The organism is Arsenophonus endosymbiont of Bemisia tabaci Q2 (genome assembly GCF_902713415.1).
GTDB lineage: Bacteria > Pseudomonadota > Gammaproteobacteria > Enterobacterales > Enterobacteriaceae > Arsenophonus.
The window spans coordinates 1-11,142 of sequence record NZ_CACTIE010000150.1; the positions used below are offsets into that span (position 1 = coordinate 1).

Genomic DNA, 11,142 nt, shown 5'->3' on the forward strand with positions numbered 1-11,142 from the left:
ATACAGATGCAGAGCTAATCCGAAATTGCTTCGCTGTTTCTCGGATACTCAACTCTTCTTCTTCCATCGTAAATATCATTTTACGTCTAAAATCAATTGAATAGCTCATATAAATAATGTCATCAAAATTAAGTCGCTTAGCTATACAATATTGGGAGGCACGATGCGAAGCGCGCAACCAGTTTATTGCCTTACAACAAGGGTATCATGGTGATACCTTTGGTGCTATGTCAGTTTGCGATCCGGAAAACTTGATGCATAGTCTTTATCGAGGCTATCTACCCGAACATATTTTCGTGCAAGCGCCTCAATGCGGTTTTTATCAACAATGGCAAGCTGACTCTCTGATGTCATTAGAAAAAATACTAACCGAACAGGCCGACAAAATTGCTGCCATTCATTGTTGAGCCGATCGTTCAGGGAGCGGGCGGTATGCGAATTTATCACCCTAATTATTTGACGGCAGTGAGAGAATTATGCGATCGCTATAATATTTTGCTGATTGCCGATGAAATCGCCACCGGTTTTGGCCGTACCGGCAAATTATTTGCTTGTCAACACAGCGGCATTGCGCCGAATATTTTATGTTTAGGTAAAGCGCTAACCGGTGGTTATGTGACTCTGTCAGCCACTTTGACCAGCCGTTCTATCGCAGAGAGACTATCAGCCTAGGTAAAGCCGGCTGTTTTATGCATGGGCCCACTTTTATGGGCAACCCACTAGCCTGCGCGATCGCTGATGTGAGCATAACATTACTAAGGAATAGCCCATGGCAGAAATGGCTGAAAAACATTGAAACTCAATTAATGGCTGAACTCTACCCACTGCGAGATCAAGCACAAGTTGGTGACGTGCAAGTTTTAGGCGCAATTGGTGTTGTTGAAATGAAAAGCCCCGTCAATGTGCCTGAATTACAACGTCATTTTGTCGCTGAGGGAGTCTTGATCCGACCATTTGGTAAATTAATTTATTTAATGCCACCCTATATTATTACCGCTGAACAGCTGACTAAGTTAACGCAAACGATAAAAAAATAGTCATCAAGCTGTAAATTAAAAATAATTTAGTTTTCAATTATATGGGTCGTGATCCACATCGGCCCTTTGCCAACCTTATACCGATCTAATGCTTGTAGCACGCCAGTCACCGCATCTATTTTATAAACCGCAATATGATCGGAATTTTGGCCTGCGGCCAGCAAAAAATGACCGCTTTGATCAATATTGAAGCCACGTGGTTGAGTTTCGGTTGCATAAGCAGCCATCGGCTTTAATACTAACCCCTCTGCTGTCACCTCGAAGTGGCGAATAATACTGGAAGAACGTTCACTAGCATAAAGATGACGACCATTTGGCGTAATATGGATATCGGCCGCCCAAGGTTTACATGCTGCTCCGGCAACTAAAATGTCACAATTTTGCTTTTGCTGATAAGGTTCAAATGCAGAATAAACATTAATGGTGGCATCTAACTCATTTAAACAATAAAAAGCGTTGTGGTTGGGCGAAAATTCCAGATGGCGGGGGCCTGCGCCTTTGTTAGTTGTGATCCGATAGGCAACCTGTTCGGTTAAATGTCCATTGTCATTGATGGTATAAACGCGGATCTGATCTTCCCCTAGACAAGGGACAAACAAGTGTGAATTATCAAAACTTACTCCCGATGCGTGGGGATGTTTTAAATCGCCAATAACTTGAATTGGTGATTGAGCGATGCCCTGTTGATCAACCGATAATACCATTAAATTACCCTGATGATAAGAGGGAATAAATAACCAACGCCCCTGATTATCAGTTTCAATATGGGTTGGCGTGGCGGGAATAGCGGTAATGGCCTGTTGGCTGAGTTTTCCTTCAGCTGAAATAAGATAAGTAATAATCGCAAAATCAGGACGGATACCAACATAAAGGTGTCGACCATCACGACTAATCTGTATCGGCTGTACTTCACCTGGTAATGTCAACTGTTGCAATAATGTCAGTTTGTCCTTTTCATCCATTGACCAAACATGAATTTGCTTGCTTTCTGGACTGGCAACATACACCACATGTTTCATTGCTTAACTCCTCAGAAATGATTCGACAAAATAGCCTCAGTTATCATATTTGATTTGCTGCTAAATATAGCTGGACGACTTTAAAATGATTACAAGTAATTACTCTATATCAGTAAATTTATATTGGAGAAAAACATATATTTTGTAATCAAAATTAAGACGCTTAGCTATAATGACAAATGACAAAAATAGCCAAATGGTTAATAAAAAAATTTATGCATCAGCTGACTGATGTCACTATGTTGCAGGTTTTTATAAATTATCACTGTGTGACTAAAGTTTATATTTACCGATAATAATTACTTGACTGTTGAGAGCCATTGAATATAGCCTTATTCAACTAAATTTAGTATTCAAATTATCACCAATTAAATTAAATCCTATAAAAAATCTGTTGTTAACAAGTAAAAAATAATATTATATAAATATATAAGATATTTTTTTAATAAAAATATTTTAACAAAAAATTAATATAATCAATATGGCCATTAAATATTTAATATAAATTTCACATTATTGTTTACTGTAAGCAACATATAAGCCGAGTTTATTTGACCAATAGCTTTATATAGATTTTATCAGTCTCGCATAATTAAGTCATAAATAACATCAGCAAGCCGTGAGCAAAATTTTAAAATAATAAACCGAAAATATCAGGATGAGCAGATTAACACCATTAAGTGTTGATAAAAAATTAAGGAATAGTAATCAAACCCCGCAAAAATTTAATGGTAGACTTAGAAACCATGAGCATGGGCAGTTGCGCCGCCATTGTAGCAATCGGTGCGGTTTTTTTGATCCAACAACCGGTGAAACCGGTACTGCCTTTTATCAAGCTGTCGATCTATCTTCATCAATGTCTGCCGGTAGAACAGTTAATGGCGAAACCATAAAATGGTGGTTATGCCAATCTCATGAAGCTCGAGCAACGATTGCCAAAAAAAGTTTACCACTAATTGATAATGTTCTGCGTGAATTACATTCCTGAGCGCGCGAAAATGCACAAGAACGAATGGATGGTTTAAAAGTCTGGGGGGGAAAGCGCTAATTTTGTCTTAAGAGGCGCTTATGAAAGATCAAATTTAACCCCGTTTTGGCATGTCGGTAATGATCGTGATGTACACACTATTATCGATATGGGAATGCACCTTCGCTTTAATCTACAAAATGAGTTATCAATGGTTAAAACGCAAGATAATGCGCTTAATTGTGCGCTTTATCAAGTGAACCATGTTGCAAATATTTGGCAAAAAATTATCCAACATGAGGGGTAAAAATTTATTCTTGGTAATGAAAATTACCAATGATTAATATCAAATACCAATAAACTCACATTACACTAAATTATTTGATAAAAGTTAGTTCAGTAGAAATAGCTAGCAATTAATAATAGTAAATATTGCATAATACAAAAGTTTGCAAATCTGATTTGAAATTATAATATTGGTTACTTCACACACTAAAAATGGCTATTAATATTATTTAGCTTGCATATCCACATCGACAACTTGATAAAAAGCATTTGCCGTATCAGTAATTGACCAAAAACCTAAAATAACTTGATAACCAGTGCGTTGTGGAACATCACAATTAAAATAAATTTGATCCTTAGCTGGCATCTCACCACCGTCAAAACGTTCACAGAACGGTTTTAAATCAAAAGAAACAGGGGTTAATGGTGCATTGGGATTCCAATCCTGTGTAGTAATAAAAAACTCCCATTTTTCTGTTTTTTGTCTGGGTTAGCGACCAACGAAAGGTGTTTTTGCCTGAAGTTAGCGGTACTTTTTTCAAGCGATGAACACTTTGTTCGTTGAGTTTATAAAATGATGAATTATCACCACTTGCTATTTTACCATCACGAGCACCACCTTGCGGAAAACCTTTCGGCCCTTCAATAGACATAGGATCATATTCAACAGCGCCACAATTATAGCTAAGCGACTTAATTTTGATGACATTATTATATGAGCTATTCAATTGATTTTAGACGTAAAGTGATATTTACGATGGAAGAAGAAGGGTTGAGTATCCGAGAAACAGCGAAGCAATTTCGGATTGGCTCTGCATCTGTATCGCGTTGGATTAATCAAATAGAGCCAAAAGCATCGACTACGCGTCAGTGAAAAATTGGTAAATCCGAGTTGATAAAAGATGTTGAACAATATCCAGATGCTTACCAAAAAGAGCGTGCAGAGCGTTTTGGCGTTTGTCAGAAGGCCATTTGGCCAAGCTCTTTAAAAAATGGGATTGACCTATAAAAAGAACTCTACGTCATCCGAAAGCCGACGAAAACACTCGACAAAGGTTTCAACAAAAAAACAACAGTATGAAAAGAAGGCAAGCATATTGTTTTTATTGATGAAAGTGGTTTTTCAGACGATACCGCGCGGACTCACAGCTATTCCCCGAAAGGTCAACGGTGTGTTGCTCTCAAGAACTGGGGAGCTAAAAGAAGAATAAATGTTATCAGCGCTTTATTGGGCACAACGCTGTTTGCTATCGGATTATTTGATATCAATATTAACAGCGATGTTTTCTATGCATGGGTCACCCAAGTCCTTATACCAGTACTTCCTAAAAACAGTGTAATCATGATGGATAATGCAACTTTTCACAAGAAACAGAGTATTCAACAAGTCATCATCGATGCGGGAGATATGGTGGAATATTTGCCTACCTATTCGCCAGATCTTAATCCAATTAAACATAAATAGGCACAAGCTAAATGCAAAAAAAGAGCGCTCGGAGGCGACACAGATATTTTGTTCGCACTCACAATATGGTGTAATCAAAATTAAGTCGCTTATCTATACTAACGGCTAATAGAATTTGCTTAGCCTTATGAATTCCCTGTAACACTTTTTTATTACAGGGATTTTATCAATCGTTACTTCATATTAAAACTCAAATTTGGATCTATTACCGTATAGGTTTGTTGGTAAGTTATAGCTAAACGTCTTAATTTTGATTACAAAAACATATGTTTTTCTCCAATATAAATTTAGTGATATAGAGTAATTACTTGTAATCATTTTAAAGTCGCCCAGCTATAGCACTCAACCATTGATTTATGGCGAATTGAAATACCAAATAGCGCCTTAGCTTTAGATGAGAGATATTTCCAACCATCACCGCAGCCCAACAGAGGTCACCAATAATACGCGTCGCATATTTAACGTTTCGGCCGATTTAATAATATTAAGATTACCGCTTATAGTACTAAATATAATGCTGTTATTAGAAATAACAGGCAATGTATTTTTTATGTCGCTATATTGGCAAGTATCTCCTTCAATAACTTGTGCGCCTATTTGTGTTAGTTGTGTTTTATATTTTGCATTATCAATAAAAGCGATGACTTGATGACCTTGCTGAAGACCATATTGTACAAGATCATAACCAATTCCTTTACCTGCGCCAAAAACAATCCATTGAGACATATTTATTCCTAATTTAATAATAAAGAATACATATTTACTAAAAGTACTCTGATATTAAATGCGAATAAGTAAGTTTTAATTAAAATTCAGAATAAAAAATGCCCTAATTAGGGCATTTTTTTATTGGTTATTATTTGGGTTTAAACATATGAGATGTGGCTATATTTGTAGCAACATGACCCCCGGCACCATTTTTACCATGGAAAGCTATCGCAGGTCGTACGTAAGCTTTAATTTCTAAACCGCTTTCAATAATTTCCCGCGCCGGTGCTTTTGTGGTCGGCGCATGGGAATAGCCTATTTTTTTTACTAATTTTATCGTAGCAGTTTCTTCTTTTCGATGACTTGCCTTTTTTGCAATGACATCGGTCACAGAAGATATATTTGGCTGAACATGGCTATAATTTTCATCCGATGAGTCGGTTGTGTTTTCCTGACTGATTTCATCGACTGAATATTCATTCTTTTTAATCTCATTGGCTATGAAAAGTTCATCATTAACCGATTGCCCATTTTGTAGCTGATCGGTTGCTCCACTATCTACTAGCGTTTCTACAACCACATTAGTGTTGTTTTCAGCCATTACTTTCGCTTCAATAAGTAGTTGACAAGCTTTTTCATTTTGTTCAGTACCTTGAGTCTTTATGGGAATAAGCAATACTTCGGCAGAGGGTAGTAAGCTTTCCATCGTTGATTGAGCCGCTTCACTAATTGGCACTGTTTTTTCTTCTGCTTCAACTTTATCAATGATCTTATTACCGTTAATTGGATTGGCAGAAGATGCTGTTTTTTTATTAAATATCATCATATTTTTACTATTTGATGACACTTCGTTCAATTCATTTAACTTAATCGGGTATTGGATCCAGACTTTACCTGAAGATAATTCAGGCGAAGCAACAGCCATTTTTAATGATAATAATGATTTGCTTTGATTTTCATCACGATAACGACGACGGCGTTGCCCCCTAACGCGTAGGTGGCGAGGAGATCGTCTTGATCGCCGCGGAATGATCGTTTCTTGTCGTTCATTAGCATAATTGGTAGCTGATTCTTGAGATTCAAACTGTTCGGTGACATGCGGCATATAGGTTTTTTGCTCCGCAGGCAGAATCGGTTCGGCAGTTAACAAACCAGGTTTATCCTCTGTGCTATTGGCAATAGGCAACTTAATATTTTGATATTCTTTATCAATAGATAATTTTTTCTGCTCAATCGCACTATTTGAAACCCGTATTGATTGAGCTAGTTGACGCTGTTGACGGCGAGGAGAGGTAACGACCGTTTTTTCCGTTTCAGCCTCTTTCTTGTCAAGTGGTTGTGTTTTAGTTTCAAGTTGCAGCTGGCGTTTTTCTTCCTGACGACGACGTTCAGCTCGCTGCTCGCGAGGCTGTTGTTGAGTTTCACGTGCTGCGCTCTCTTGAGTATCATTAAAATGACTTTTCTGATTACGGCTTTTACGTGATTGTTGCTCATCGGTATGCCCACGATTTTGACGGTTATCGATATTGTCATTCTGTTCACCGCGTTCAGTTGGCCGACGATTATTACGCCCCTCACTATTATGTCGCTTATCATTACCACTTTTCGATTTTTTTTCTGCTTTTTCGATTGGTTGCGGTGATTCGGTAAATAATTTTTTCAAGAATGAGGTAATTCTATTAAACAGACTTGTCGAAGTTTGCTTGTTGGTTAATTTACTCTGTTTACTTGATTTGCCCTTAGCAACCCCGGCATTTTTTGTATCTGCTTGAGATTGAAGAGCAAAAATAGAAATAGCCGGTTGTTCAGGTAACTTTTTCTCACTGGCGGCATCATCTGTTAGATTATTGGTTTCAGCTTCGTGATATTGAGCGAGATAGTAACTTAATGCTGAAATCTCTTCACCCTTACGAATGCGGACCAGATTAAAATGCGGTGATTGCATCTGATCGTTAGGAACAATAATGACACGTATATTGTGTTGCCGACGTTCAATGTCATTGACAGACTGGCGTTTTTCATTCAATAGATAAGAAGCAATTGGTACCGGTACAATAGCATGTACTTCATGGGTATTTTCTTTTAATGCTTCTTCTTCGATCAAACGTAAAATAGAGAGTGAAAGTGATTCATTATCACGGATTGTTCCTGTGCCGCTACAACGAGGGCAAACGTGATGACTGGATTCACCAAGTGACGGACTCAAACGTTGGCGTGACATTTCAAGTAGACCAAATCGTGATATCCGAGCGATTTGGATACGTGCTCTGTCTTGGCGTACAGCTTCACGCAGACGATTTTCAACTTCACGCTGATGGTGGACGGGTGTCATATCAATAAAGTCGATAACAATTAGTCCACCTAAATCCCGTAACCTTAATTGACGGGCAATTTCATCAGCAGCTTCTAAATTGGTGTTGAATGCGGTTTCTTCAATATCGCCACCACGGGTTGAACGTGATGAATTGATATCGATAGCCATTAATGCCTCAGTGGTATCGATAACCAGTGCACCACCCGACGGTAAACGAACCTCACGTTGAAAAGCCGACTCGATCTGTGATTCGATTTGATAGTGGCTAAAGAGTGGAACATCTCCACTGTAATATTTGATTTTACTTGCAAAATCACCACGACCAATCGCTTCAATATGATGACGAGCCATTTCGACAATTTTCGCATTATCAATCAGGATTTCACCAATATCAGGGCGCAGGTAATCACGAAACGCCCGCACAATGACGTTACTTTCTTGATGAATAAGGAAAGGCGCTGCTCGGTTTTCCGCGGCTTTTTTTATAGCTTGCCAATGTTTAAGACGATATTGTAGATCTTGTTGTAGCGCTTCTGCTGATTTACCTACACCAGCAGTACGGACAATTAATCCCATACCATCAGGTATTTCTAATGAGGATAATGCCTCTTTCAGTTCTGTGCGATCTTCACCCTCAATACGTCGTGATATTCCACCTGCTCGAGGGTTATTTGGCATTAAAACAAGATAGCTACCAGCTAAACTAATAAAAGTCGTTAGCGCGGCCCCTTTATTTCTTCGCTCTTCTTTACCAACTTGGATAATAACTTCCTGGCCTTCTTTTAAAACATCCTTTACGTTTGGGCGACCGTGGGGTTGATAATGGCTAGGGAAGTATTCACGAGCAATTTCTTTAATCGGGAGAAAGCCGTGTCTTTCTGAGCCATAGTCAACAAATGCTGCTTCTAGACTAGGTTCTATACGGGTAATTTTGCCTTTGTAAATATTTGCTTTTTTTTGTTCGTGTCCGGGATTTTCAATATTTAAGTCATAAAGACGTTGCCCATCAACAAGAGCAACGCGCAACTCTTCTTGTTGAGTTGCGTTAATTAACATTCTTTTCATTATAAATACTCATTATTCTACTAACTCAAAAAAGTTGCGACTAAAAATGGTTACTGTTGACCGATGGTTTCGTGACTTTTACAAAATCGTCAATCTCGCGGTTGTCGGTTGTATTGAAACGCAATTTTTCGGTGAAGCTACGTTTAAATAAAATGCTGCATTCTTAAATTAGTACTGTTGCTGAATTTATCCGTTCAATGTACAGTTTAGCTAATCCAGTAAATCTTTGTTCACAATTCAATAATTCATTTTTGATTTTATACACCGTCTTACACCATTGCTGCATTTATGTGTTATCAAAAATAGATCGATCTCAAATTACGCCGACGCTTGTTTTAATAAACATTATGGCAACTCTCCATTATTCCATTGCTTATGGGTAGATATCAAGATAACTTTTGCTGTTTATTGCGTTTTTATAGTGAAACATGTAAAAAAATGCATTTGACAAAGGAATTGACAAAGTTTAAGAAAAAAGGGCTAAAACAAGGTATCATAATATTCGGTCGTAATATTTAACAAGTTCAAATATTAACAGAATGTTATGATTAGATAATGAAAATACAGAATCAGGTCCAATTTGTTACTATCGATAATGATGAAGCAGGTCAACGTATTGATAATTTTTTATTGACACGTTTAAAAGGTGTTCCTAAAAGTAGGATTTATCAGATTATTCGCAAGGGTGAAGTAAGAATAAATAGCGGTAGAATCAAGCCTGAATATAAAATTCAAGCAGGCGATTTAATCAGGATCCCACCCGTTCGCCTGGAAGAAAAGCAACAGAATATTATTTCGGCTAAATTGAATAAGGTAGCTGTACTCACTGATTATATACTTTACGAAGATGAGCATCTGCTGGTTTTGAATAAACCTTCCGGTATGGCTGTTCATGGTGGCAGTGGGCTGAATTTTGGTGTTATTGAATCTTTACGCGCATTACGTCCTGAAGCAGGTTTTTTGGAACTTGTCCATAGGTTAGATCGCGAAACATCGGGTGTTTTACTGATAGCAAAAAAACGTTCGGCTCTTAGGCTATTACACCAACAGTTACGTCTGAAAAAAATGCAAAAACAGTATGTTGCGTTAGTGAAAGGGCAATGGCCGTCGCATATTAAAGTTGTTCAGGCACCTTTATTAAAAAATATTTTACAAAGTGGCGGACGGATAGTAAAAGTCAGCGCTGATGGTAAACATTCAGAAACCCATTTTAAAATTGAAGAGCGTTTTTCTAATGCTACGTTAGTCAATGCCAGTCCAATAACAGGGCGAACACATCAGATCAGAGTACATGCACAATATGCAAAGCATCCTATAGCATTTGATAATCGCTATGGTGATCGCGATTTTGATCAACAATTAACGATTACCGGTTTGAAACGACTTTTTTTACATGCTAGCTCATTAATGTTTATCCATGCGGCCAGTGGGGAAAAATTAACTTTCAATGCCCCTTTAGATCAACAACTTAAAAGCTGTTTGGCAATATTACGTAAGCAATAATGCATCGCTAATCAAATTAGTAAACCAGCTTGCATTATAAACTGGTTTTCTTTTGTATGCTGTAAGATAGTTAATTGAGAGGGTTGATACCGTGAGCACGTAACATATTGATTAAACTAATTAAAGGTAAATCAATTAAAGTATTAGGATCCTGTCCAACAAGTTTTTCAAATAATGTGATCCCTAATCCTTCCCACATATAGCTGAGCGACTTTAAAATGATTACAAGTAATTACTCTATATCAGTAAATTTATATTGGAGAAAAACATATATTTTGTAATCAAAATTAAGTTGCTTAGCTATAAAAGCCCCTGCGCATTGATAAGGCTGTTCTTTTGTAAGATAGTTTTCAATTTGTGTATCTGTTAAATGGCGAAAGTAAATAGTGAAAAGTTCACATCTAGCATTGTATTTTTTGCTTTCACTATCAAATAAAGAGAGTCCGGTATAAAAGATAATTTTTTTGCCGGAGGCTTGCTTCAGTTGCTTGGTTGCTTTGCTATGAGTTAGTGTTAGTGGTTTTCCTATTATAGCTAAGCGACTTAATTTTGATTACACCATATTGAGTGCGAAAAAAATATCTGTGTCGCATCTGAGTGCTCTTTTTTTTGCATTTAGCTTGTGCCCATTTATGTTCAATTGGATTAAGATCTGGCGAATAGGTAGGCAAATATTCCAGCATATGCCCCGCATCGATGATGACTTGTTGAATACTCTGTTTCTTGTGAAAAGTTGCATTATCCATCATGATTACACTGTTTTTAGGAAGTACTGGGAT

10 protein-coding genes and 5 pseudogenes are annotated in these 11,142 nt (G+C 37.5%); 8 read left to right on the forward strand and 7 right to left on the reverse strand.

What is annotated here, in order from left to right; genetic code table 11:
* Positions 1–134 precede the first annotated feature (134 nt).
* Positions 135–1,037 (forward strand): annotated as a pseudogene (locus ARSQ2_RS08185) (aminotransferase class III-fold pyridoxal phosphate-dependent enzyme); the annotation flags it as partial.
* 26 nt (positions 1,038–1,063) lie between these two features.
* Here the strand turns inward: ARSQ2_RS08185 and pgl are convergent.
* Entirely contained in the window at positions 1,064–2,056 is a 993-nt protein-coding gene (gene pgl, locus ARSQ2_RS08190) for a 6-phosphogluconolactonase (RefSeq protein WP_181994986.1), read from the reverse strand.
* A 658-nt stretch (positions 2,057–2,714) separates the two neighbouring features.
* Between pgl and ARSQ2_RS13770 the strand changes: the two genes are divergently transcribed.
* Both ARSQ2_RS13770 and ARSQ2_RS13775 read left to right on the forward strand, forming a co-directional pair.
* Positions 2,715–3,044: a 3'-5' exonuclease gene (locus ARSQ2_RS13770; RefSeq protein ID WP_181994987.1), complete on the forward strand. Its 330-nt coding sequence runs from the start codon at positions 2,715–2,717 to the stop codon at positions 3,042–3,044.
* Between the two features lie 67 nt (positions 3,045–3,111).
* Positions 3,112–3,330 (forward strand): annotated as a pseudogene (locus ARSQ2_RS13775) (3'-5' exoribonuclease domain-containing protein); the annotation flags it as partial.
* 204 nt (positions 3,331–3,534) lie between these two features.
* Here the strand turns inward: ARSQ2_RS13775 and ARSQ2_RS14910 are convergent.
* A pseudogene (locus ARSQ2_RS14910) lies at positions 3,535–3,961 on the reverse strand (lytic polysaccharide monooxygenase).
* Positions 3,962–4,023: 62 nt separating this feature from the next.
* Between ARSQ2_RS14910 and ARSQ2_RS12975 the strand changes: the two are divergent.
* From ARSQ2_RS12975 to ARSQ2_RS08230, 4 genes and pseudogenes are all read left to right on the forward strand, one after another.
* Positions 4,024–4,317 (forward strand): annotated as a pseudogene (locus tag ARSQ2_RS12975) (IS630 transposase-related protein).
* Complete coding sequence (locus ARSQ2_RS12980) at positions 4,301–4,519, forward strand: hypothetical protein (protein WP_238334400.1); 219 nt, start codon at positions 4,301–4,303, stop codon at positions 4,517–4,519. Before ARSQ2_RS12975 ends, ARSQ2_RS12980 begins: the two are co-directional and overlap by 17 nt.
* Positions 4,414–4,773, forward strand: a complete 360-nt coding sequence (locus ARSQ2_RS08225; protein WP_238334401.1) for a transposase — start codon at positions 4,414–4,416, stop codon at positions 4,771–4,773. Before ARSQ2_RS12980 ends, ARSQ2_RS08225 begins: the two co-directional genes overlap by 106 nt.
* Positions 4,706–4,882 (forward strand): hypothetical protein, encoded by a 177-nt coding sequence (locus ARSQ2_RS08230; RefSeq protein ID WP_181994991.1) that lies wholly within the window; start codon positions 4,706–4,708, stop codon positions 4,880–4,882. Before ARSQ2_RS08225 ends, ARSQ2_RS08230 begins: the two co-directional genes overlap by 68 nt.
* 74 nt (positions 4,883–4,956) lie before the next feature.
* On the opposite strand, the gene ARSQ2_RS13780 is transcribed toward ARSQ2_RS08230, so the two are convergent.
* The 3 genes from ARSQ2_RS13780 to rne form a co-directional block, all read right to left on the reverse strand.
* Positions 4,957–5,091, reverse strand: a complete 135-nt coding sequence (locus ARSQ2_RS13780; RefSeq protein WP_255487658.1) for a hypothetical protein — start codon at positions 5,089–5,091, stop codon at positions 4,957–4,959.
* Between the two features lie 96 nt (positions 5,092–5,187).
* A complete protein-coding gene (locus tag ARSQ2_RS08235; protein WP_181994992.1) occupies positions 5,188–5,499 on the reverse strand; it encodes an NAD(P)H-binding protein in 312 nt (103 codons plus the stop codon).
* A gap of 130 nt (positions 5,500–5,629) precedes the next feature.
* Positions 5,630–8,860 carry a ribonuclease E gene (rne, locus tag ARSQ2_RS08240; protein WP_181994993.1) on the reverse strand — a complete coding sequence of 1,077 codons (3,231 nt, stop codon included), beginning with the start codon at positions 8,858–8,860 and terminating at the stop codon, positions 5,630–5,632.
* 555 nt (positions 8,861–9,415) lie between these two features.
* Between rne and rluC the strand changes: the two genes are divergently transcribed.
* A complete protein-coding gene (rluC, locus tag ARSQ2_RS08245; RefSeq protein ID WP_181994994.1) occupies positions 9,416–10,363 on the forward strand; it encodes a 23S rRNA pseudouridine(955/2504/2580) synthase RluC in 948 nt (315 codons plus the stop codon).
* A gap of 70 nt (positions 10,364–10,433) precedes the next feature.
* Here the strand turns inward: rluC and ARSQ2_RS14915 are convergent.
* Both ARSQ2_RS14915 and ARSQ2_RS11985 read right to left on the reverse strand, forming a co-directional pair.
* Positions 10,434–10,895: pseudogene (locus tag ARSQ2_RS14915) on the reverse strand (Maf family protein); the annotation flags it as partial.
* Positions 10,864–11,142: a transposase gene (locus tag ARSQ2_RS11985; protein ID WP_420837759.1), complete on the reverse strand. Its 279-nt coding sequence runs from the start codon at positions 11,140–11,142 to the stop codon at positions 10,864–10,866. The gene ARSQ2_RS11985 and the pseudogene ARSQ2_RS14915, both read right to left, overlap by 32 nt.